At 59.5% G+C, this 24093-nt stretch carries 19 protein-coding genes; 11 read left to right on the top strand and 8 right to left on the bottom strand.

Annotated elements, in window-relative coordinates; all coding sequences use genetic code 11:
- Positions 1-3: 3 nt before the first annotated feature.
- From ACWJ62_RS07035 to ACWJ62_RS07015, 5 genes are all read right to left on the bottom strand, one after another.
- On the bottom strand, positions 4-1752 hold the full coding sequence (locus ACWJ62_RS07035) for an ArnT family glycosyltransferase (protein WP_449285540.1): 1749 nt from the start codon (positions 1750-1752) through the stop codon (positions 4-6).
- 9 nt (positions 1753-1761) lie between these two features.
- The gene (locus ACWJ62_RS07030; protein WP_449285539.1) at positions 1762-2430 is read right to left on the bottom strand and encodes a TVP38/TMEM64 family protein; all 669 of its coding nucleotides are present in this window, start codon (positions 2428-2430) and stop codon (positions 1762-1764) included.
- 1 nt (position 2431) lies between these two features.
- Entirely contained in the window at positions 2432-3199 is a 768-nt protein-coding gene (locus ACWJ62_RS07025) for a glycosyltransferase family 2 protein (protein ID WP_449285538.1), read from the bottom strand.
- Between the two features lie 93 nt (positions 3200-3292).
- A complete protein-coding gene (locus ACWJ62_RS07020; RefSeq protein ID WP_449285537.1) occupies positions 3293-4714 on the bottom strand; it encodes an ATP-binding protein in 1422 nt (473 codons plus the stop codon).
- Positions 4705-5391 carry a response regulator gene (locus ACWJ62_RS07015; RefSeq protein WP_449285536.1) on the bottom strand — a complete coding sequence of 229 codons (687 nt, stop codon included), beginning with the start codon at positions 5389-5391 and terminating at the stop codon, positions 4705-4707. Before ACWJ62_RS07015 ends, ACWJ62_RS07020 begins: the two co-directional genes overlap by 10 nt.
- 138 nt (positions 5392-5529) lie before the next feature.
- Between ACWJ62_RS07015 and ACWJ62_RS07010 the strand changes: the two genes are divergently transcribed.
- The 8 genes from ACWJ62_RS07010 (at position 5530) to ACWJ62_RS06975 (ending at position 14840) form a co-directional block, all read left to right on the top strand.
- Entirely contained in the window at positions 5530-6240 is a 711-nt protein-coding gene (locus ACWJ62_RS07010) for a thermostable hemolysin (protein ID WP_449285535.1), read from the top strand.
- Positions 6224-8410: an AMP-binding protein gene (locus ACWJ62_RS07005; protein WP_449285534.1), complete on the top strand. Its 2187-nt coding sequence runs from the start codon at positions 6224-6226 to the stop codon at positions 8408-8410. The genes ACWJ62_RS07010 and ACWJ62_RS07005 overlap by 17 nt, the downstream gene beginning before the upstream one ends.
- Positions 8397-9179, top strand: a complete 783-nt coding sequence (locus tag ACWJ62_RS07000) for an SDR family oxidoreductase (RefSeq protein ID WP_449285533.1) — start codon at positions 8397-8399, stop codon at positions 9177-9179. The genes ACWJ62_RS07005 and ACWJ62_RS07000 overlap by 14 nt, the downstream gene beginning before the upstream one ends.
- Positions 9176-9796 carry a tetratricopeptide repeat protein gene (locus ACWJ62_RS06995; protein WP_449285532.1) on the top strand — a complete coding sequence of 207 codons (621 nt, stop codon included), beginning with the start codon at positions 9176-9178 and terminating at the stop codon, positions 9794-9796. Before ACWJ62_RS07000 ends, ACWJ62_RS06995 begins: the two co-directional genes overlap by 4 nt.
- 91 nt (positions 9797-9887) lie before the next feature.
- Positions 9888-11408, top strand: coding sequence for a sensor domain-containing diguanylate cyclase (locus tag ACWJ62_RS06990; protein WP_449285531.1), 1521 nt, complete (start codon positions 9888-9890; stop codon positions 11406-11408).
- A gap of 82 nt (positions 11409-11490) precedes the next feature.
- A complete protein-coding gene (locus ACWJ62_RS06985) occupies positions 11491-12357 on the top strand; it encodes an MBL fold metallo-hydrolase (RefSeq protein WP_449285530.1) in 867 nt (288 codons plus the stop codon).
- A gap of 8 nt (positions 12358-12365) precedes the next feature.
- A complete protein-coding gene (locus ACWJ62_RS06980) occupies positions 12366-14099 on the top strand; it encodes a SulP family inorganic anion transporter (protein WP_449285529.1) in 1734 nt (577 codons plus the stop codon).
- 81 nt (positions 14100-14180) lie between these two features.
- Complete coding sequence (locus ACWJ62_RS06975) at positions 14181-14840, top strand: energy-coupling factor ABC transporter permease (protein WP_449285528.1); 660 nt, start codon at positions 14181-14183, stop codon at positions 14838-14840.
- Between the two features lie 11 nt (positions 14841-14851).
- On the opposite strand, the gene ACWJ62_RS06970 is transcribed toward ACWJ62_RS06975, so the two are convergent.
- The 3 genes from ACWJ62_RS06970 to ACWJ62_RS06960 form a co-directional block, all read right to left on the bottom strand.
- Positions 14852-16984 (bottom strand): EAL domain-containing protein, encoded by a 2133-nt coding sequence (locus tag ACWJ62_RS06970; protein WP_449285527.1) that lies wholly within the window; start codon positions 16982-16984, stop codon positions 14852-14854.
- 165 nt (positions 16985-17149) lie between these two features.
- On the bottom strand, positions 17150-17680 hold the full coding sequence (locus ACWJ62_RS06965) for a response regulator transcription factor (RefSeq protein WP_449285526.1): 531 nt from the start codon (positions 17678-17680) through the stop codon (positions 17150-17152).
- Positions 17677-18948, bottom strand: a complete 1272-nt coding sequence (locus tag ACWJ62_RS06960) for a sensor histidine kinase (RefSeq protein ID WP_449286151.1) — start codon at positions 18946-18948, stop codon at positions 17677-17679. The genes ACWJ62_RS06965 and ACWJ62_RS06960 overlap by 4 nt, the downstream gene beginning before the upstream one ends.
- Positions 18949-19086: 138 nt before the next feature.
- Here ACWJ62_RS06960 and ACWJ62_RS06955 point away from each other — a divergent pair, with 138 nt between their 5' ends.
- From ACWJ62_RS06955 to ACWJ62_RS06945, 3 genes are all read left to right on the top strand, one after another.
- Positions 19087-21114: a TonB-dependent receptor domain-containing protein gene (locus tag ACWJ62_RS06955; RefSeq protein ID WP_449285525.1), complete on the top strand. Its 2028-nt coding sequence runs from the start codon at positions 19087-19089 to the stop codon at positions 21112-21114.
- 258 nt (positions 21115-21372) lie between these two features.
- Positions 21373-22821, top strand: a complete 1449-nt coding sequence (locus ACWJ62_RS06950) for a YfcC family protein (protein ID WP_449285524.1) — start codon at positions 21373-21375, stop codon at positions 22819-22821.
- A 36-nt stretch (positions 22822-22857) separates the two neighbouring features.
- The gene (locus ACWJ62_RS06945; protein ID WP_449285523.1) at positions 22858-24087 is read left to right on the top strand and encodes an arginine deiminase; all 1230 of its coding nucleotides are present in this window, start codon (positions 22858-22860) and stop codon (positions 24085-24087) included.
- Positions 24088-24093 lie beyond the last annotated feature (6 nt).

The following is a 24093-nucleotide window of genomic DNA, read 5'->3' as shown; positions in this document are numbered from 1 at the left end:
AGCTTAATCTTGCCAACTGCCGGGCTCAGGCGTGGTAAACCACCTGCCCTTGTCTGGTGGTGTGCAGCTGGGGTTCATTTGTTCATCAGTCAACAAAAGGTAGTTGTCCCGGTGGGCTGTACCCAAGTGAACAGCACCTTCTTGGGTGAAACAGGATAACTCAATCTGATCGGCGACGAGGAGATAGCTGTTGGCGGTTTCGTTCATCCACAGCCAGGCATTCCGGTTTTCCTGTTCCCGACCCGTGAAGAAGCTGAAATGGGTAAAATCGCGCTTTGAAAACAGCAGGAACTGTTCCCGGAAATCAATCATGCCAAGCTGACCCCCGGGCGGAATATGCTGCTCTGCGGCGGACAGAACGTTGCGAGGGGTTCGAAGCGGCTCAAGAATTCGATAGCCCCAGGTGCCCAGCAGCAGCCAGGTGATCATCATGGCCAGGAACAGACGCCCCAGCGCACGGGAGCGCCAGAACCCGAACAGACTGATCAGCCAGGCCAGCCCTATGACGAAGACAAATGTCCCCGCCTCATGCAGTTTGGCCGGATCGGTGCTGTAGTCGGCCACTTTTTCAACCAGCCTGGGGTGGTCGTTCCAGGCCAGGATGCCAACCACCATCAACGCGATACCGAGCAGGAGCTGCAAACCTGTCAGGAGCGGCGGAAACCAGCCGGCCGGCTTCTGGCTGCTCAGCAGCGGGGCGAGAATCAGCGCCAGCATGGGCAATGCTGGCAAAAGGTAAACACCGCGCTTGCCGGGACTGAGGCTGAAAAACACGATGACCAGGGCAATCCAGCCCAGAAGCACCGGAATAATCGGGCGGTACCGGGCGGTTTCAGACAGGGGCCGGATCAAGGCCAGTAGCAACAGTGGAAGCGGAAACCAGAGCGAGGGGATCACGCTGGTGAGGTAATAGTACCAGGGCTGGATATGGCCCCATGAGTCGGCATAGCGCTCGCCGGTCTGCTTGAACAGGATATTGTTCCGATAGGCGAGTGCCTCTTCGGTGCCGAGATTGTTAACGTAAAGCACCATGGGAATCAGCCAGGCGGCAACCACTGCCAGCATGGCCAGCGGACCCAGTGTGCAGCGCCAGGTGAGCGTGCCACGGAACAGTGCGCGATCGCGAAGCTTCATGACCACGATCGGAATGAGCATCAGCGCTGGCAGGAAACCAACCCCTTTGGTGATGATTCCGAGCCCCATAAACGCCCAGCCGACAAAGTACCAGCCCCAGGCGGGCCCGGTGAAAAAGTGTCGTATCAGACCGTAGCAGGCAACCGCAATCCAGCAGGCGACCATGGCATCGATCTGGGCTTTCTGGGCCTGGATCACGAACTGGGGCGCAAGCATCAGCAACATGACGGCGATGGCACCGGTCCGCTGGTTCCACAGACGGGTACCCAGATCAAAAACCAGTCCCAGTGTCAGCAAGCTGCACAGCGCATTGGGCAGCAGGAATGCAATCTTCAGGTTGCCGGTCAGCCAGTAAAAAAAGGCAATACTCCACATGAACACCGGTGGCTTGTCCGGGTAGAACTCACCACCCCGCATGGGGATAAGCCACTGCCCGGAGGCGACCATTTCGCGGGCCACTTCCGCGAACCGCGGTTCGTCGGCAGGCCAGGGGGAACGTAAGCCGATCCCGGTAAAAATCACGACTGCGGCAAAGGCCAGCAGTAACAGCAGGAGTTGATTGCGGGACAGGTTGAACACGGTGTCCGGAAGGTGACGGACGAAGGGTGATGCAGGCATGGTTCGGTCTCAGAGAGAGTCGGAAACGGAATCGGCCAGCGTCCTGGCCCTCTGGTTGTGATAGAGAAAGGCACCAATCAGCGAGGCAAGAATGAAAAAGCCGATGCTCACGGCAAGCTGATAGGCATTGGCATTGCTGATACCTTCACCGGCCAGGGCAAACACCAGCATCTGGGGCAGGTAGCCCAGGGTGCTGCCGAACAGGAACGGTGAGAAACGGATCCCGGAGCAGCCTGCGACAAGGTTGGTCACCAGGTTGCTGCCCACCGGCAGCAAACGCACCATGAGAACCTTCAGCAGCGTCTGCTCCCGGAACAGGCGATCGAACTGCTGCATGCGATGGCTGAACCGCCGGCTCAACGGCGTTCGCAGCAGCCAGCGGGCGGTCAGGAAGCAGCCGGTGGCCCCAATGGCGGCGGCCAGAGTCGACAGCAGCGTCCCGTTGAGCCCGCCCAGGGCAAAGCCCAGGACGAAGGCGAGCAACTGGCGTGGAGCGCCTAGGCCGGTAAACAATGCGCCGGCGAGGGTAATCACCACCAATCCGCCGACACCATGGCCGTGGAGGTAGCTTGCTACTTCATTCTGGTCGGCAATAAAGTCGAGCCAGCCGTTATCGATGATCAGATAGCCAACCAGCACCAGGGCGGCGAAGACCAACCAGCGGGAACCATTGATCATATCAGGAGCGCTCTGCTACTGACGCCTGTGGATCGGCCTGATCAGCACTGCTGATGACAGGAATCCGGGTGCGGTGCAGCAACCAGAGCACACCCAGCAGGTCCAGGATGCCGGCCCAGGTGCGGTTCCAGGCGTTGTATTTGGAAATCCCGGCGGTGCGTGGGCGGTGGTTTACCTCCACGATGGCAATGTCACCGCCGATTCCTCTTACCAGCGCCGGGATGAATCGGTGCCCGTGGTCGAACCAGGGCAGTTTGAGAAAGGTTTCCCGGGGAAACAGCTTCAGGCCGCAACCGGTATCGGGCACGCCATCATGAAGCAGCGCATCCCGCAAGCGATTAGCCAGGCGTGACTGGAAGCGTTTCCAGGCGGTGTCCTTGCGATTCTTGCGATAGCCGGCAATACAGAAATCCGGGTTCCGTAGGGTGTTGGCTTTCTGCAGCATGGCGGGAATGTCGGACGGATCGTTCTGGCCATCGCCATCCATAGTGACGATCAGCCTGCTCCTGGCCTGGCGGATACCCGATGCCAGGGCACCGCTCTGGCCGATGCTGCGCTCGTGGCGAATGGTCAACAAACGGCCACCGAGGGCCCGGGCTGTCCGCACGGCTGTGTCCAGCGTGCTGTCGGTGCTGCCGTCATCCACCAGCACCACCTCAAAGCCATGATAGTCACGCATTACCCCGTAGGCCTCGGTCAGCAGGGTAGCGATGTTGGCCTCTTCATCCTTGGCCGGAATAACCAGCGAAAGAGTTCTTTCCTGACCCATGTAAAGACATCCTCGAAAACGGAATATCAACCAGGCCGTCTGTCGGCCCTGTTCAATTGGGCCGGAGTATCCTCCTCAAACCTTAAAACAACCTTAAACCTTCTTGAGACGAGAGGTGGCTCGAGCCGGGAGCCAGATGCTGACGCAAAGGCCTGAGTTGCCATCCGGCCGGTCGCCCAGGGTGAGCTGGCCACCATGAAGTTCCGCGATGCGCCTGGCGATGGCCAGCCCGAGACCCGCGCCACCACCGAGTCGCTGGTCCAGCCGGACAAAACGGCTCAAAGCCCGCTCACGCGCCTCTGCGGGTATGCCGGGGCCTTGGTCGCACACGGTTATGTGGTATCCCTCGCGGGAAGGCGTGAGGTGCGTTTCGATGGTTGTGTGTTCGGGGCTGTACTGGATGGCGTTTGCCAGCAGGGAGCGCATGAGGGTGTTGATTAATGCACTGTGGCAGGAGACCAGGGCCTGACCGGCATCGTCCTGCAGCATGGGGTCGATGTCCTTTTTCAGGGCCAGCGGTGCCACATCGGCAATGCTCTGCTCCACGATGGCAGACAGGTTGTGGTATTCCGGGGTGAAATCGGCACCAGAGTCGACGCGGTTGAGCAGCAGCATCTGCTCAACCAGGTGCACCATGCGGTCCACGGACCGTATTAGATCGCCGTATTGCTCCGGGTCGTTCTCGTAGACTTTTTCCAGGTTTAGTCGCAGGGCCGTCAACGGTGTCCGCAGCTCATGGGCGGCATCGGCAGAGAAACGGCGTTCCCGTTCCAGAGCCTGGTTAAGACGCCTGAGCAGGCCATTCACCGCCTGAACCAGACCGGCGACTTCCTTGGGCGCTTGCCGGTCATCCAGGGGGTGGATGTTTTCCGGGGCCATGTTGCGGATTGGGCGCTCAAGCTTTAAAAGCGGCCTGAACCCTAGCTGGATGGCGGCACTGGCGGCAAGCAGCAGCAGGGGAAGGGCAATCAACAGGGGCAGAATGTTCCCCAGGGCCAACTCCTCGCTGAGCTCTTCACGAATATCCTCACGCTGTGCCGTCCGTATCCAGAAACCCGTAATCGGGTCCTGAAGCGTGAATATGCGCCAGCGAAAGCCGCTGGACTCTGCCCAGGAGTAGCCGGGTGTCAGGCCCTCGGTGTCGTCGGCTTTGAGCGTATCCAGCAGCGGTTCGCGCTCCGGGGTCCAGACCTCGAACGCCAGTTTCTTTTCATATTTATGCCCGGTGCCGCCCGGCAGGATTTCGTTATTGTCGGCTTCGAAATCCACCCCTGGCGTGTCGGGGCGGGGCAATTCCAGGGTTTCGCTCAGGGTCTTTGGCAGTTGCTCCACAGACTGGGTGTCGGCCAGGTGCTGTACCAGTCCCTGGACGATTCGCGTGCTCTGTGCCAGTTCGGCGTCAAACAGTTCCTCAAGCTCGTGGTTGCTTTCGATGTAGCTCCAGGCCGCGGCAACAAGCGCAATCAGCAGAACGGTGGAGGTAACCAGCAGGGTCAGTGTGCGGGTCAGGGACATTCCGTCACCCTGGCGGCAGCCTGGCTGTCGAGCAGATAACCAACACCACGTATCGTCCGAATGGTTTCCTTGCCAACCCTGCGACGCAGGTGGTGGATATGCACCTCCAGGGCGTTGCTTTCCGCGCCGTGATCCCAGCCGTAAAGTTGTTCTTCCAGCCGTCGTCGTGTGGCTACCTGGTCGGGGTGCCGCATCAGGTAGTGAAGTATCTGGAATTCACTGCGGGGCAATGTGGTGGTCTCGTCGCCGGTGGTCAGTTGTCCAGAGTCCGGGTTGAGCACCAGTTGGCCCACCGTCAGACCGTTTTGCGGCATTGATGACCCCCGACGTGTGACTGCCCGTATTCTGGCCTTGAGCTCCGCCATGGCGAAGGGTTTGGTGAGGTAGTCATCGGCGCCGGCATCCAGGCCGGTCAGCTTTTCATCCAGACCGGAACGGGCAGTCAGGATGATCACCGGCGTTTGCACGCCGTGCTTCCTGGCTGCCTTCAGAATGTCCAGGCCATCAACGCGCGGCAGAGTCAGGTCCAGTATCGCCAGATCAAAGTGCTCGCTGGTGAGTGCACCCAGGGCCTGCTGGCCGTCGTCAAGCCAGTCCACCGTGTTCTGTCCGTCACGCAACATTCCCAGCATGGTGTTGGCCAGGTGATGGTCGTCTTCTACAAGCAATATCCGCATGGCAGGTCCTGTTACCGATCTGGTGATCATTCTGGCACAGAAATCTTAAGGCCAGCTTAAGAAAACTTCCGGCTGTTCTTAAGCCTTGGTTAAGGCTGGCGCTCTAGTCTGGGAGGCGTACCTTAAGGGAGGCCTTTTATGACAGACCCGCTGATGATGTCCACATGTTGTCCCCCGGATTCCGGGGAGGTGGTTCCGGTCATCCGTTGTGCCGGTCGCTGGTTTAACGAGATCCGTCCCGAGACAGCAATGGCCGAAACGGTTGCGGATTTTATTCGTCGCCGTTTCCTGCATGCCTATGGCGCCGAGCCTTCTCTGCGCATACCGGCGCTCCTGGCCCTGACCACGGCTCAAGGCAGCCTTCTGGCGGCGGTTGGTGTTCGTAACGCTGCGCTGGAAAAGCTGTTTCTGGAGGACTACTTGTCGGTCCCGGTGGAATCGGTGATGCCAGTTGCGGACGTTGAGCGTCACCGGATTGCGGAGATCGCACACCTGGCCGGCGTCGAGGCCGGCGTCAGCCGCTTTTTGTTTGCCTCGCTGTCGGTTTGGCTGGATGGGGCCGGCTACGACTGGGTTGTCTGCACCGGTACGGATCAGCTGCGCAACAGTTTTCACCGCCTGGGCATTGCCACTCAGGTCCTGGCGACTGCCGATCCCGCCCTGTTGCCCGATGGCGGTGCCGGTTGGGGGCGTTATTACGACCATCATCCGGTGGTGATGGCCATCCGTGTCGCCGATGGCATGTCGGCACTGCGGAGCGCCGGTTTGCTCAGGTTGATTCAGCCCGTGGAGTCCGAAGCACCCGATGAAAAAGCGATGGCAGGAGGTTCCTATGGCCACATTGCCTGAACTTCTGCAACGCCAGGCGGCCAACCAACCCTCACAAACGGCGCTTCAGGGGCCGGAGTCGGCCTTCACTTATGCTCAGATGATGCAGGCGGCCGAGGCTCTCGCCGACCAGTTGACCCGCCTTGGTGTGCGCCGGGCCGGCTTGTGTGGCGACAACTCCGTGGCATGGATTCTTGCGGATCTGGCCTGTTTGCTTGCCGGTGTGGTGTGTGTACCCGTGCCGGTGTTTTTTTCACGGACTCAGACGGAACATCTGACTGAACGCGCTGGCCTTGATTGCCTGTTGTCAGAGGGCGCAAGCGATGGCGGTGAGCACATCGGCCATGGTGTCTGGCTAAGGCATTTGCCGGTGACGGCTGCAGGCGCCTGGATGCCGGAGCAGACCGCGAAGATAACCTTTACGTCCGGCAGTACAGGCAACCCAAAGGGCGTCTGCCTGTCGGTGGCCCAGATGACGGCCACCACGCTGGCCTTGCAGGAGCGTCTTGAGGGCGTCGACCTTGAGCGGCACCTGTGCATCCTGCCACTGGCCACATTGCTGGAGAACATTGCCGGGGTTTATCTGCCATTGCTTATGGGCAGTATGGTAATGGTCGCCCCCTTGCAGGATCTGGGCATGACCGGAAGCAGTGGGCTGGACATCAGCCGGCTGGTGCAGGGCATCAACAAACACCAGCCGCAGTCCCTGATTCTGGTGCCGGAACTGGCTATGGCCCTGGTGTCTGCGGCCGAACAGCAACATCTGGATAGTGATTCTTTCCGGTTTCTGGCGGTTGGTGGCGGTCGGGTTTCGTCCGACCTGCTAGCCAGAGGCCGCGCGACCGGCCTGCCGCTCTATGAAGGCTATGGGCTTTCTGAGTGCAGTTCCGTGGTCGCATTGAATGTGCCCGGAACGGAACGCGAAGGCGCGGTGGGTAAACCGCTCTCCCATGTTCGGGTACGGGTGGACGACCGCGGACACATTCTGGTGGGCGGTAACACTCACCTGGGTTACCTGGGTGATGAGCCGGCAGGGGATGAGTGGCTGGATACCGGTGACCTGGGTTCTCGGGATGCCGAGGGTTTCCTGTCGGTGAGTGGTCGCGCCAAAAATCTTCTGATTACCAGCTTCGGTCGCAACATCAGCCCGGAATGGCTTGAAAGCGAACTGATCCAGGCGATCGGTGCGCGCCAGGCGGTGGTGTTTGGTGATGGCGATCCCCGCCCTTCCGCCCTCGTAGTGGTGCAGGATGGCCGTTCACCCGAAGCGTTGCGCTCGCAATTGGACACTCTGAACAACGATTTGCCGGACTACGCCCGGTTGTCCGGGGCCTATATCCGCCGTCAGCCATTGAGCCAGGCGGAGGGCTACCTGACTGCAAACGGACGGCCTGTGCGCCAACAGATTCAGGCGGATCTGCCAACGCTGCTGGCCGGCGCGTTTCCGATTTTCATGAATCTTTCGGTTTCCAACTCTGAACTTTCAAACCCGCCAGGAGGATCTTTCATGGCATTTTTCGATCGACTGCAGTCCGAAACTGCACAAGCCCGCGCACACGTAACCGGTGCGCCCGTTATTGAGGCTATCCGCGAGGGCCGGTTCGACCTGACTGGTTATACCTGGTTTCTTACCCAGGCTTACCACCATGTAAAACACACCGTACCCCTGATGATGGCCTGTGGCGGCCGGCTGCCGGAGCGCCTGGAGTTCGTGCGGAAGGCGCTGGTGGAGTACATCGAGGAAGAGTACGGCCACCACGAGTGGATCCTGAACGATCTCGCGGCTTGCGGAGAGGACAAGGAAGCCATTCGTCACGGGGCGCCCGACACCTCGATCGAACTGATGGTCGCCTACCTTTACGACCGGATTAACCGGGGCAACCCGGCGGCGTTTTTCGGCATGGTTCAAGTCCTCGAAGGCACATCCATTGAGCTGGCCACCCCGCTGGGTGAGGCGATCCAGAAACAGCTCGGGCTCCCGGACAAGGCTTTCAGTTATCTGTATTCCCACGGCGCCCTCGATCAGGAGCATTTCGAATTCTTCCGCAACCTGATGAACGAGATCACCGACCCCGACGATCAGCAGGCCATCATCGAGGCCGCGCGCATGGTCTATCGGCTCTATGGCGACATGTTGCACAGCATTCCCCTGCCGGAAAGCAGCAAGGAGCGGCGCCATGAGGCTGCATGACCGGGTGTTCCTGCTTCTGGGCGGTACCGGCGGTATCGGTAAGGCGTTGGTGGAACCCCTCATAAGGGCGGGTGCCCGTGTGATTGTCGCCTCAAGGCACCCGGAAAAGCTGGAGCATCGGGAGGGCGTGTCGCCCGTGCATCTGGACCTGGCAGCGCCGGATCTTGATCAGCAACTGGTTCGTCTCAACGATGCTTATCCGGACATCGACGGGGTCATTCACTGTGCCGGCCAGAACCGGTTTGCCAGCCTCGGCAATATGGCTGTGAGTGAACTGGATGCCCAAATCGCCGTCAACCTCCGTTCTGCCATGCTGGTGGCCCGGCATTTTGCACCACGGTTTGAGAAAGCCGGCCAGGGTGCCCTGGTTTTTGTGGGCTCCACCTTTGGCAGCATCGGTTTCCCCGGGTACACCGCCTATTGCGCCAGCAAGTTTGGCCTGCGCGGCTTCACCGAGGCGCTGCGTCGGGAACTGGCGGATACCGCCGTCCAGGTAGTCTACGTGGCCCCTCGTGCTACCGCCACGGCCATGAATCCGGAATCGGTAAACGAGCTGAACCGGGCACTCGGCAATACCATGGACGCACCGGAAGCCGTGGCGTCGCAGATCCTAGCGGCCATGGAGAACGACGATCGTCGGCGCTTCCTTGGCTGGCCAGAGAAGCTGTTTGTGGTGATCAACGGCATCCTGCCAAGAATTGTCGATAAGGCGATGCTGAAACAATTGCCGGTCATCCGGCGGTTTCTGAAATCGGGAGTATTGTCATGAAACGAGTGCTATTGATGATTCTGTGCCTCGTCGCTCAGCCGCTCTGGGCGGCGGCCCTGGAGACCGAACTGGTAGATATCCAGCATCGCTGGGCTGAAATCCAATATCAGGTGCCGGAGGATGAGAAAGAGAAAGCCTTTGAGGGTCTGGCCAGCGAGGCAGAACAGTTCGTCAGCCATTATCCGGGCCGGGCAGAGCCGTTGATCTGGCAGGGTATTGTGCTGAGCACCTACGCCGGTGCCAAGGGCGGTCTGGGAGCATTGGGGTTGGTCAAGGATGCCCGGAAATCACTGGAGGCGGCATTGGAGATCGATGCCAATGCTCTGGATGGCTCGGCCTACACGTCGCTGGGCAGCCTCTATTACCAGGTCCCCGGCTGGCCATTGGGCTTCGGCGATGACGACAAAGCCCGGCAATATCTGCAGAAGGCACTGGCCATCAATCCCGATGGCATGGACGCCAACTTTTTCTTCGGCGACTTTTTGCTGGATCAGGGCGAACCGGAAAGGGCACGCACCTACCTCCAGAAAGCGCTGGAAGCGCCCGGCAGGCCAGGACGGACCATCGCAGACACCGGTCGACGGGAAGAGGCCAGGAGTCGCCTGGACTCACTCTGATCCACCGTTTCCAGAAGGGGGGGGTTGTTTCCTGTCGGCGTGAACTACACTCTGTTATTCACAGGTGTGAATCGTCCGTCGGGAGGACTTTGTGTCCAAGGGGTCAAGGTCCGGTAATGGGCAGCAAACTGCTCTGTCTGCCCACTTTTTTCAGAAGCTGGCCTCAGGTGTTTCAGGAGTCCTGTTCATCTATTGGCTGAGCGCGGACGGAGAGTCCCATCGCTGCCCCTTCATAAGCGAGCAAGTGCTGGCGCTCTTTGGCATCAATCCCCCGGATCTGAATGAGAACGCGGATCCGATTTTTTCCATGATCCACCCTGCCGACGCCGAGGCCGTCATGGCGAGTATCCGTGCTTCTGCGGATACTCTGGGTCCGTGGCGCTACAGGGCGCGGCTCAGGCTACAGAATGGTGATTATGAGTGGTTCGAAGTTAACTCGGAGCCGGAACGCCAGTCTGATGGCAGCACCTTCTGGTACGGCCAGTTCCACAACATCCAGCATTACAAGAACCTGGAGCAGAGCCTGCGGGAGAGCGAGGCGGAGTTCTCCTTCCAGGCCGGTTTCCAGCGTTTAATTGCCCGCCTTTCCACCGAATTCATCAACCTTGGCTTTGGCACCATTGATCAATGCATCGATGAACTGCTGAGATCTATCGGACTGTTTTTCCAGGTAGACCGTGCCTATCTGTATGGCTTCTCCGATGACTACGCCGTGATGACCAATACCCATGAGTGGTGCAGGGAGGGTGTGCCGGCTCTGATCGACAGCCAGCAGCAGGTGTCGATTGAGGATTTTCACTGGTGGCAGGAACAGATCGAGGGAATGGTCAGTGGCAGTCGGGTGGTGTTTATTGAAGATGTCGACCGGCTGCCCCGGGAAGCTGCACCGGAGAGGGCTCTGCTTCAGGAGCAGGGGGTTTCATCCATGTTTTGCGTGCCTATCCGGGTGCGTGGGCGGGTGACGGGATTTTTTGGCGTCGACTCTTTGCGCCAAAGAACCTGGCGCCTGGATCAGGCCGATCTATTGATTATCGTCTCCGGACTTCTTTCGGGTGCCCTCGAGCGCAACCGCCTGGAGGAAGAACTGCTGAACCAGTCGATTCGCGATCCACTGACCGGTCTGCACAATCGCCGTTATCTGATGCCAAGGCTGGATGAGATGCTGGGCCGGAGTAATCGTCGTGGGGAACGTTTCGCGCTCGCTATGTTCGACATTGATCACTTCAAGAAGATTAACGATTCCATCGGGCACCTCGGGGGCGATTATGTTCTGCAGCGCTTTGCTGACATCCTCGTTCGCCAGACCCGCTCCATGGACGTTGTTGTACGTTTCGGAGGCGAAGAGTTTATTGTTGTGTTCAGTGCCGTGGAGCACGGCGATGTGCGTCAGCTTGTGCAGCGAATTCTGGAGTCGGTACATGACGAGGCGTTTGTTTTTGATGACGGGCAGATATCGGTCACGGTCAGCGCCGGTGTCGCCGGCATCGAGGAGTTTGTTGACCGCCCCGCATCCCCGGATGCCCTCATTGCCGGGGCCGATCACCGACTTTATCTGGCCAAGCAGGCAGGGCGGGACTGCCTTGTTGATGTATCAGGAACATTGCGCATATAAAAAAAGATCATTTCACCTCATATTACCAAATAGTATATCCTTAGACTAAAATTGATATTTGGATCCTTCAGAGGTGACTGCCATGAGCAACCCGATCGTTCAGCATTTTTTTGATGAACCCACCAATACCTTCAGTTATGTGGTGCGTGACCCGGACAGCCAGGCCTGCGCCATTCTCGATTCGGTCCTGGATTTTGATTACGCCGCGGGTACCACCGATGTGCGCTCTGCAGACGAGATTATCGAGTACATCCGCAGCAACGATCTGAAGGTCGAGTGGATTCTGGAAACCCACGTGCACGCGGATCACCTGTCGGCCGCGCCTTACCTGCATGAGAAGCTGGGCGGCAAGACCGGCATTGGTGCCCATATTCGAGACGTACAGGAAATCTTTGGCAAGGCGTTTAACGCCGGCACCGAATTCCAGCGCGACGGCAGCCAGTTTGATCAGCTGTTCAGGGAAGGCGACACCTTCGCCATCGGTGGTCTTGAAGGGCGGGTATTGCACACCCCGGGTCATACCCCGGCCTGCCTGACCTATGTGGTCGGCGATGCCGCCTTCGTGGGTGACACTCTGTTTATGCCGGATTTCGGCACCGCCCGCTGTGATTTCCCGGGTGGCGATGCCCGCATCCTGTACCAGTCCATCCAAAAGGTGCTTTCGCTACCTGCGGAAACCCGGATCTTCCTGTGCCACGATTACAAGGCGCCTGGCCGTGATGAATATCAGCATATGACCACGGTGGCAGAGCAGCGGGAAGCGAACATTCATGTCCATGAAGGCGTTTCCGAGGAAGAGTTCGTGAAGATGCGGACCGAACGGGACGCGACTCTGGATATGCCTCGGCTGATTCTGCCGTCGGTCCAGGTCAATATGCGGGCAGGTCATATGCCGCCGGCCGAAGACAACGGTCAGGTGTACCTGAAAGTGCCGGTTAATCTGTTCTGAGATTCCCGATGAATCTTAAACGCTATCTGCCCATCCTTCAGTGGGCGCCACAATACGGCCGGGGTCAGGCCACCAGCGATCTGGTGGCGGCGGTCATCGTTACCGTCATGCTCATTCCCCAGTCACTGGCCTATGCCCTGTTGGCCGGGTTGCCTGCCCAGGTCGGTCTGTACGCCAGTATTTTGCCCCTGGTGATCTACGCGGTGTTCGGTACCAGCCGGACTCTGTCTGTGGGGCCGGTCGCTGTAGCCTCGCTGATGACAGCCGCGGCCCTGGCACCACTGGCGGAGGCTGGCACCCCTGAGTATGTGGCCGGTGCTGTTCTGTTGGCGGTTATGTCAGGCCTCATGCTCACACTGATGGGTGTGCTCAGGCTGGGTTTCCTGGCCAACTTTCTCAGCCATCCGGTTATTTCGGGCTTCATCACAGCTTCCGGCATTGTCATTGCCGCGAGCCAGCTCAAACATATTTTCGGGATCGAGGCCTCCGGCCATAACCTGCTGGAAATTGGCCAGTCACTGTTGGCGTCGATCGGCGATACCAACCTGGCGACACTGGGCGTTGGTGCCGGGGCCCTGATTTTCCTTCTGCTCGCCCGAAAACGTCTGAAGCCGCTTCTTATGGGTATGGGCCTGGCCCCGAGAATGGCGGATATTCTGACCAAAACCGCGCCGATTCTGGCGGTTCTGGTGACCACCCTGGTGGCCTGGCAGTTCCAGCTTGATGGCCAGGGTGTGCGTCTGGTCGGGGATGTGCCCCGGGGACTGCCTGATTTCACTATGCCGAGCCTGGACATGGGCTTGTGGCAGCAGTTGGCGGTCAGCGCGTTGCTGATCAGTGTTGTGGGTTTCGTGGAGTCGGTATCCGTTGGCCAAACCCTGGCGGCCAAACGTCGCCAGCGTATCGATCCGGACCAGGAGCTGATTGGCCTGGGTACTGCCAACCTGGGCGCCGGCTTTTCCGGCGGTATGCCGGTTACCGGTGGCTTTTCCCGTTCTGTCGTCAACTTCGACGCCGGTGCCGAGACCCCGGCCGCCGGCGCCTATGCGGCGGTTGGTATCGCCATGGCAACGCTGTTTCTGACGCCTGCAATAGCGTATCTGCCCCAGGCGACACTCGCAGCAACCATTATTGTGGCAGTAGCCACTCTGATCGATCTCCCGGCCCTGGGCCGCACCTGGCGCTATTCACGTACCGACTTCGGGGCCATGCTTGCGACCATCGTGCTGACCCTGGTACACAGTGTCGAGGCGGGCATTATCGCCGGGGTGGCGCTTTCCATAGGCCTGTTCCTGTATCGCACCAGCCGCCCCCACAGTGCGGTGGTCGGCCGGGTGCCAGGTACCGAGCACTTTCGCAACGTGCTTCGCCACGATGTGGAACTTTGCCCGAAGGTGACCTTCCTGCGTGTGGACGAGAGCCTTTACTTCGCTAATGCCCGGTTCCTTGAGGAAACGGTCATGGATCTGATCATTCGGGAGCCGGAGTTAAAAGACCTTGTGCTGGTGTGTCCGGCGGTGAACCTTGTGGATGCCTCGGCTCTTGAAAGTCTGGAGGCGATCAACGAGCGTATGAAGGATGCAGGGGTCAGGTTGCATCTGGCGGAAGTGAAAGGCCCGGTCATGGATAAGTTGAAGGGGACAGAGCTGCTTTCCCATCTGGGTGGCGAGGTTTTCCTGAGTACGTTTGAGGCCTGGCAGCGCCTGACCGACCTTGGCAAACTCGAGAAACAGGTCGCCTGATTAATCTGGGCTTGCTTGCACCGGGGGTGGGGCGGGCCATTAAGATGTCATTCCCGACCCCGTTGCTGCGGTACGTTCACTATGGGCATGACTGAAAACCTGCTATCCACCAGCCAGTGGATCATCACGCTGCTGCTTTTTCTGGTGATTCTTGTCCGGGCGGTGCGCTCGATTGACTGGCCGGCATTACGTAAGGATCAGGCGCTCCAGCATTCGTTCTTCGGCGCGGCCGTGGTGCTCGGATTCGTCTGGCAGCTGAGGGCGGGCATTTCTCCCGGCCTGGCCATCCACATTTTCGGTATCACGGTGATAACGCTGATGCTGGGGTGGGCGCTGGCGGTGCTGGCGGGCCTGATGGCGCTGGTGATCACGGTCATCACCGGTCGCGAGCCCCTGATTATGTTTGCCGCCAACGGGCTGATTACGGTAATGGTGCCTGCCATTGTCAGCCACGGCATCATGCTCTGGGAGCGCCGTCGGGATTTCAGGAATTTCTTCGCCTATATCTTCTTTTGCGGGTTCTTCGGCGCCGGCATTTCCGTGGCCGCGGCCGGTGGTGTCATGTGCCTCATGCTATGGACCAGTGGGGTCTATACGTTCGACCAACTGGTGCATGAGTACATCCGTTACCTGCCGTTGTTCATGATTCCCGAGGGGTTCGTAAACGGCACCTTTGTGACCGGCCTCATGGTCTTCCATCCGGACCGGTTGACCACGCTGGATCAGAGACGCTACCGCTAGAGCTCTCCGGCTCAGAGGCCCTTGCCAATGGCGACGGCGGTGCTGAGCAGGTCGCCAGCCTTGCCGGAACGGGCTTTATGCTGCCACTTCCGTGCCCAGCCCAGCACCTCGGTTGCCGGCATGGGACGGGCGATCCCGAAGCCCTGCACGAAATTGCATCCCATCTGCCTCAGTGTACGGGCGTGTTCCATGGTTTCAACGCCTTCGGCCAGAACCGGGTGGGCGAACCGCTGGGCCAGAAAGATCACGCTCTCCACGATGGCGCGGTCGCCGGCATCCTCAAGCATGTTGCGAACAAAACTCTGGTCGATCTTGATGATGTCCACCGGAAGCGTGCGCAGGTAGGTCAGCGACGAGAAACCGGTGCCAAAATCGTCCAGCGCCACCTGAAGGCCCAGACTCTGGCAACGCGCCAGAACATTGCTGGCCCGCTGGGTGTCCTCCAGGGCAGTCGATTCCAGGACCTCCAGCGTGATCTGTCCGGGTGCTACCTCTGGATGGCTGTGCAGGTAACTCTCCAGGTAGTCAGCAAATGAGCGGTCCATAAGGTGCGGAGCGCTGATGTTAATGCTGACCGCCAGGTCCTCTCCCGCTTCCTTCCAGGCATTCATCTGGTGAATCGCTTCTTTCAAAACCCACTGCCCCAGCGGTACTTCCAGATGACTGTTCTCGACAATCGGCAAAAACTCGCCAGGCGGAACCAGCCCCTTCTGGGGGTGGTTCCAGCGGATCAGCGCCTCAAAACCGAAAAGCTCGCAATCCGTGACACGGATCTGGGGCTGGAAAAACAGCTCGAACTCCTCGTTTTCCAGGGCCCGGGAGATTTCCATCAACTGATTGCGCCGGTTCCGGCGATGTTCGTCCAGGTCGGGATCGAAAAAGTGATACTGGTTGCGGCCTTTTTCCTTGGCGGAGTACATGGCCTGATCGGCATGCCGAATCAGACCTTCGGCGTCTGATCCGTCTTCCGGGTAGCGGGTAATACCGAGGCTTGCCGTGAGTGAAACATTCTGATCGCCCACCGTTACCGGCTCGCCGACGGTAGCCAGAATACGCTGATAAACCGCTTCGTGGTTGTCATCACCCTGCAGCAGGAGGACAAATTCGTCGCCACCGATCCGGGCAACGGTATCGCCGCTGCGCAGCGCGCGGGTCAGTCGCTCGGCCAGGGTCCGCAGGGTTTGGTCACCGGCCGACTGCCCCCATTTGTCATTGATACCCTTGAAGCCGTCGAGGTCCAGATAGCACACCGACACGCTGCGATGTTGTCTGTTGGCGTGACTGCGGGCCGTGCGCAGTCGCTCTTCCAGCAACTGGCGGTTGGGCAGGCCAGTCAGGTCGTCGTAGTTGGCAGCCCGGTCCAGTTCGCGCGCATGGTTCTTGAGTGCGGTTATGTCCGAGAAGGCAGCCACGTGGTAATACTGCCCGGGTTCCTCCAGGTGCACGCGGCTGATGGAGAGCAGCTCCACATACTCTTCACCGTTTTTCCGGCGGTTCCAGATTTCGCCCCGCCAGTGGTCGGTTTTCTCGATGGTGCGCCACATGGATCGGTAGTATTCCCCGGAATGTCGGCCGGAGCTGAGAATCGCCGGGTTCAGGCCCAAAACCTCCTGCCGGCTATAGCCGGTAATCCGCGAAAACGCGGGGTTCACATCCAGGATCCGGTTCGACTGGTCAGTGATCAGGATGGCTTCGTGGCTGCGGTCGAACACGCTGGCCGCGATGCGCAGGCCCCGCTCGCTGTTCTTCCTGTCCGAGATGTTGTTCTGGATGGCGATATAACCGGGAGCAACGCCCTGCTCTGTACCGATCGGAACGCAATAGGTATGCACCCAGTAGGGCTCTCCTGCTCTGGTGTAATGAAGAATGTCTTCTTCAATGACCTCTGCCCGGTGCAGCTTCTGGTTAATGCGCTTGATGGTTTCGGGGTCGGTGTCCGGCCCGTAAAGCACTTCCTTTGGGAGGTATCCGCGCACCTCCTCAAGCTGATACCCCGTGTGCTCCTCAAAGCTGGGGTTTACCCATTCAATGCGGCCGGCATCGTCCAGCATCACCAGAAAATTGGGCGTAACCGCCGCAACCATGGCCAGGCGATGGGGATCAATGTCTGAGGGGGGTGTAATCGTCTTGGGGGATCTGGGCATGAGAGTCAGTAATTCGAGTTTCCGGTCTGTAAATTAACGAACTCTCCTCCCTGTGAGACCTGTTCGAACGGTTGCACATGCTACCGGAATACCCCTGAAAAACCATGGGTAGATGGTCAAACCGGATTGATGGATGTCAGTTTTTTGCCAGTTGGTCGGCGTTGATTAGCGCCAGCGCGAGTGCTTCTGGAGTTTTCGTTGCAGGGTACGGCGATGCATGTTCAGGGCCCGGGCGGTGGCAGAGACATTGCCTTCATTCTCGTTGAGAACCCGCTGGATGTGCTCCCACTCCATCTCCTCGACGGACGGCGGCTCAGCCCGGAGATCCGGCGGGGCATCAATCGGCTCGAACCCGGCCAGTAGCTGACTGACGGTCACTGGTTTGCAGAGGTAGTTCACCGCCCCCCTGCGCATGGCTTCGACCGCCGTGGCGATACTGCCGTAACCGGTGAGCACCAGTATTTCCAGATGCGGATGCATGTCCAGAAGCTCTGGCAGAAGCTGCAGGCCGCTTTCGCCTGCCAGGTTCAGATCCAGTACGCACCGGTGAAATGTTCCGTTCACCAGGGCATTTTTTGCCTCCTGGTGTCCGTGGGCGAGCTGCGCTTCGATGCCCTGGCGTCCGAGTGAGCGTTGAAGCACCTGCAGAAAGGCGTCATCGTCATCAATAAGCAGCCACGCCTGTTGTTTGTTCACGCCTGTTCTCCCGATAGGCTGTTGGTCGCTGCGGCGATCGGCAGCTCAATGATGATGGTGGTACCGTCCGCACTGCCCCGGGCTTTCAGTGTGCCTCCAAGACGCTGGATGGTGGCGTTAGACAGGAAAAGGCCAACTCCGAGACCATTCTCCGAGCTGACCACCTTGTCGCCGAGCGTACCTTCCGGGGTGAATTCCAGACCATCACCATGGTCCTCGACAACCAGTTCCATCCGGCCGTCGGCACCCTTACTGGCGGCAACGGCGACCCACGACGGGCTGGCTGTCACTGCGTTGGCCAACACATTGAGAACGGCCTGATCGAGAGTGGCGTCCACGGCAACCGGGCATTCCGGCATCGGTTGTCGCCATTCAATGGCGGCACCTGGCCATAGCAGGGTGGCTGATTCCCGAAGACGTGCGACCCAGTCCCGGGCAGGCAGGGTTTCCAGTTGCTCGGTTTTGGCCTGTACGGCCGCTGTCGATAGCTGTTGCAGGTGGGCACTGCAAAGACCCAGTTGACTCTCCATCAGCGCAAGATCGTCTGCCATGGGCTCACCCCCCGGGACTGCGGCTTTCATTTCATCCACCAGCAGCGTCATGGTGTTAAGCGGCGTCCCCAGGCGATGTGCCACTGCAGCAGCCGACAGTCCCAGGGCGATGATCTGCTCATCCCGCAGCCGGGTTTCCCGTATTTGTGCAAGCTGGGCCTGCTGCTGGCGCAGACGACGTGCCAGGGCGCCGACAACCAGCAGCAGGATGGCAGCGGTTGTGGCGAAGGTCACCCACATGCCGACCAGGTGCAACTGGGCCAGGTTGGCGTTGTGATGTCCATGGGTGACCGGCGTATGCCAGATTACCAGGGAGGTATAAACCGCAACGCCGGCAACGGTGACGGCAATACTCTGGCCCAGGGGCACCAGCACAATGGCAACGGCGATGGGCAACAGCAACAGGGAAACCAGGGGGTTAGTGTAGCCGCCCGTCAGGTAAAGCCAGACTCCGATCAGCAGCAGATCGACGATCAGCACCAGGCTGACGGCCTGTGTCGAGCGCGGCGGGCGACGGGTAAACCAGAGCCACGCCAGTGTTGCCAGCAGGCCATAGGCCAGGGGCAGAATCACCGCTTCGGCACGGTGCGTCAGGGTCACCATGGTTTCGGCAACGGCGATCGCAATCAGTTGCAAAGCGACAACAGTCAGCCGCATGCCCAGCAGATAGCGGGCAGTCTGTTGAAATCCGGTCTGTGAGTGGGTCAGCCATTCCATAACGGGCATTCTAGCGGTTTTTTCCGTCCGGATACGCGGTAATACCTCCGAGGGGATGCGGCATTTGGTCTCAGGCGCCGGCGCCGGCTGATGTTTATGATTGGCGCCAACTATCAGAGCTGGTCAGGATGAGGTTGTATGGCGACGGTAATTGGAACGCGTTTCATCGGATTATGTGCTGCGGGATTGGTTTCTCTGCCTGCCGGAGTGTTGGCCCAGGAGAGTTCTTCCGACTTGCCGGTCATTCGTGTTACTGAGGGTCAGAACATTGAAGAGGCCTCGAGTACTTTGGCCTCAGAGCCTGTAGAACGTTTGTCCTCTGATCCGTCGGTGTCGCTCTCCCGAATGGGTGGTCGGGGGCTGGAACCGGTGATTCGTGGTCAAAGCCAGGAGCGGGTGGATGTGCTTCTGGACGGTATCCGCGTTGAAGGGGCCTGCCCGAATCGCATGGATCCCCCAACCAGTCGCCTGAGTTCGGCACTGGCGCCTTTGCTCGAGGTGCGGACCAGTAACCAGACCCTCCGCTGGGGCCCGATCACCGGTGGCCAGATCATTGCCACCACGGCGGCGCCCGCCTTTGATGATTCCGTCACCACGGGGCACCTGACTGTGGGTGGCGCTGACAACGGCAATGGCAAGCTGGTCAACGGCAGTGCTGCAGTGGGTAGCGACAGTGCCTGGCTTCGGCTCGCAGGTGGTTACGACGAGGCGGACGACTACGAGGACGGCGATGGCAACGAAGTGCGCAGCGCCTACAAGAACTCCGAGGCCCGCCTGGATGCAGCGTGGAAGGCGGATAACGGATTCTATATCAAGGGGCTGGTGAGCCGGCAGGAAGAGCGGGATGTGAAATACGCCGGCTCCGGCATGGATGCGCCGAAAACCGATACCGACATCATGCGACTGGAGCTGGGCTCGCCCATCGCCAACGGCAACTGGAACCTGCTGGCCTGGCAGGCCGATGTTGATCACATCATGGATAACTTCAGTCTCCGTGAGCCCCCTATCATGATGGGGATGCCCATGAAAATGCAGACCCTTTCGGAAACCCAGACCCGGGGCCTTCGCCTGACATTGGACCAGAGTCCGGATGGCAGAACCGACTGGGCCATTGGTGCGGATGTCGAGACCAACAACTGGGACGCCGAACGGTTTGGCGGGGCGAATCTGGATGTGCTCACTTCCGTGCTCTGGCCCGACGTGGATCGAGATCGTTTTGGCCTCTTCGCTGAGCGCTTCTACCGGGTAACGCCCGAGTTAAAGCTCGGCGGTGGTGTGCGCTACGATCGCGTGGAAATGTCCGCTGGGGCCGCCGACAAGGTGTTTGGTAGTGGCATGATGGCCATGTCTGCCGCCGATGCCTACGAGGCGATCTACGGCACCACCAATACCGATGCGACCGATGACAACTTCAGTGGCTTTGTGAGCAGCGATTGGCGGTTTTCTCCCATCCAGTCGCTGGTGGTTACGGCAAGCCATAGTGTCCGAAGCCCGGGCGTCACTGAACGTTACATTGCCAGCTGGAACAACATGGATCCGGCAAGACGCTGGGTAGGCAACCCTTCTCTCGACCCTGAGACGCACCGCAAGCTGGAACTGGCGATGCCCGGCCAGAGCAATGGCTGGAACTGGCGTCCGGCTATATGGGTGGATCAGGTGGATGATTTCGTGCTGCGCACCCGGAACGCGGATCAGGTCAGCGTCTACCGCAATATCGATGCGCGGCTGATGGGCGTTGAAGGGCAGCTTGGATGGAGCAACGGCACCTGGAGCACTAATAGCAGCCTGGCCTCGGTGCGGGGTGAGAACCGGGACGAGAATAAACCCTTGCCGCAAATTCCCCCGGTGCAGTTTATTCAGACCCTTGGCTGGCAGCATATGGGGCATGCCCTGGAACTGGAGTGGGTGCTGGCCCGCCGCCAGGACCGCGTGGATCTGGAATCCGGCCAGGATCCTGGCACTTCACCGGGCTATGGTGTCCTGAACCTGTCCGGGAGCCACCCGCTCGCAGACTATCTGAGCGTCAGCTGGGCAGTGGATAACCTGTTCGATAATACCTGGGCGCCCCACGTTAGCCGGGCCAATACTGATCCATTCAACCCCGAAGCCGTAAGAGTTAATGAGCCTGGCCGGACCCTGCGTGCCGCACTGACAGCCAGGTGGTAAGACCTTGCATGGCGGTTACCCGCTTCTCATAGCCGGCGGGTGACATTCTTGCCCCGAGTGGAACCAACTCCTCCACCCGGGGTTTTTTTATGGCTGATTAAAAATTGCTCTATCTCAACTTGCGATCCCACTTCATGAACTATGCTCTAGCCATGCAGATCTGAGCCAGTGGTGCGTAACCACTGAGGAAGTGTTCAGCCCCTGAGGTTCCCGGAAAGAACCTGTCTGCACCATGCGATTCAGGAAAGGAGACGCATCGTGACTGAAGACGAAAAACTGCCAGAAAATCCCGAAACCGACCTTGCTTCCCGATTCCCTACTGCCTACACCATTCTCTTTGGCCTGATTATTCTGGTGGCCGCGCTGACCTGGATTATTCCGGCCGGGCAGTATGAGCGCGCCATGAATGAAGAGGTTGGTCGGGAAGTGGCGGTTCCGGGCACCTACCAGACCGTCGATCCGAACCCGCAGGGCTTCGTTGATGTGATGTTGGCACCGACAGCCGGGTTCTATGATCCGGACAGTTATGTCGCCAATGCCATTGATGTTGCGCTATTCGTATTGTTTCTGGGCGGTTTTCTGGGCGTAATGAATGCCACGGGCGCCATAGATACCGGTATCCGCAGCGCGATGCGGCATCTGAAAGGCCACGAGATCTGGATGATACCGATACTGATGGTGCTCTTCGCGATCGGCGGCACGACCTACGGTATGGCTGAGGAGACCCTGGCCTTTTACGCCATTCTGATCCCCGTGATACTTGCGGCCGGATACGACGCTGTGACGGGCGTTGCCATCATTCTGATCGGCGCCGGCATTGGCGTGCTGGGTTCCACGATTAACCCCTTTGCCACGGTGATTGCAGCCAATGCGGCGGGTATCCCTTTCACTGACGGTATCGTGCTGCGTTTTGTTCTGCTGATCGGCGGCCTTTTGATCTGTATCGGCTACGTGATGCGATATGCCCGCCGGGTAAAAACCGATCCGTCGAGATCGGTGGTTGCCAAGCAATGGGCTGCGCACAAGAAACTGTTTCTGCAGGGCGATGATCAGGAGATTCACAGCGCCACTCTGACGACAACCCAGATTATTGCCCTGGTGATCTTTGCCCTGACCTTTGCCGTGATGATCTGGGGGGTGTCATCCCAGGGCTGGTGGATGGCCCGGATGGGCTCCCTATTCTTTGGTGCAGCCATTGTGATCGGCATCATTGCACGACTGGGCGAAAAGAAACTTACCGGCAGTTTTGTCGATGGTGCCCGGGATCTCCTCGGGGTTGCGCTGGTGGTCGGCCTGGCCCGCGGCATTGTGGTGATCATGGAACAGGGCATGATTGCCGATACCATCCTGCACAGCGCCGAAACCTCGCTGGGTGGCCTGCCGGAACTGGCCTTTATCAACCTGATGTTCTGGATCGAGGTGGGCATGAGTTTCTTCGTGCCGTCGTCCTCCGGCCTGGCCGTCCTGTCCATGCCAATCCTCGCGCCGCTGGCGGATTTTGCCAACGTCGGGCGGGATCTGGTGGTAACTGCCTACCAGTCTGCCAACGGCCTGGTGAACCTGATCAATCCGACCTTTGCGGTGGTGGTTGGCGGGCTTGCCATCGGGCGCGTGTCCTACGATCGCTGGCTCGCCTTTATCTGGCCCTTGCTGCTTATTCTGACTGTGTTTATCACTGTGGTTATCAGCGTCGGCACACTTTTGTGACCCCCGCTGTAGCCCTGCGACAAAAGGAGTTTTGTCATGTCTGAACAAACACTTGGAGTGCACTCTGAGACCGGGACCCTGCGCCAGGTCATCATCTGCCGGCCGGGGCTGGCTCACCGGCGGTTGACGCCGTCCAACTGCGATGCCCTGTTGTTCGATGATGTGTTCTGGGTCAAGCAGGCCCAGAAAGATCATGACGTGTTTGCCAGTGTGATGCGTGGTCGGGGCGTTGAGGTTCTGGACGTCAATGAGTTGCTGGCGGACACACTGGCGATTCCCGAGGGCCGGGCCTGGATTCTCGACCATCGGATTAACTGGAACCACATCGGCGTGGGCATGGTGTCGGACCTGCGCGCCTGGATGGATGAACTGCCAGAAAAGGCACTTGCCGAATTCCTGATCGGCGGCCTGGAGGTGGGGGATCTGCCCTTTGAGCCGGACGGTCTGTTTGGCAACCACCTCGGGCGTTTCGGGTTTGTGCTGCCGCCACTGCCCAACTTCCTGTTCACCCGGGACAACAGCGCCTGGGTGTATGGCGGGGTCACCCTCAATCCCATGTACTGGGCTGCCCGCAAGCCGGAAACCCTGCTGATGGCTGCTATCTACCGATTCCACCCGAAATTCGCCGGCAAGGTGAACGTGCACTGGGGCGATCCTCTGGAAGACCATGGCCTGGCCACCCTTGAGGGTGGGGATATCATGCCGCTGGGGAACAGAACGGTTCTGGTGGGCATGGGCGAGCGATCCTCTCCCCAGGCGATCGGGCAACTATCAAAAGCTCTCTTTGATGGCGGCATGGTGGATCGGGTGATTGCCTGCCAGCTGCCCAAAACCCGGTCGGCGATGCACCTGGATACCGTGTTTACCTTCTGTGGTGGCAACGTGGTCACTGCCTTCAAGGAAGTGGCCGATGCCGTGATCTGCTACGACCTGCGTCCCGGTAAGGGGGCGAAAACACTGGCCTTCAGTCAGGATTCCCGACACCTGTTCGAGGTGGTTGCGGAAATCCTCGGCTACCCGGCCCTGGAAGTTGTGGCAACGGGTGGCGATACCCCGGAAGAACGTGAGCGGGAACAGTGGAACGACGGCAACAATGTGCTGGCCCTGAGCCCGGGGGTGGTTGTCGGTTATGACCGTAACGACGACACCAACGCGGCGCTTTCGGCCGCGGGCATCGAAGTTCTGGCCATACCCGGTGCCGAGCTGGGCCGTGGCCGCGGCGGCGGTCGGTGCATGAGTTGCCCGACCATCCGGGACGCTATCTGACAGCCA

Source organism: Marinobacter sp. PE14 (assembly GCF_053566155.1).
The sequence above is the reverse complement of the archived record's forward strand: the minus strand, read 5'-3'. Positions and strand labels throughout refer to the sequence as shown.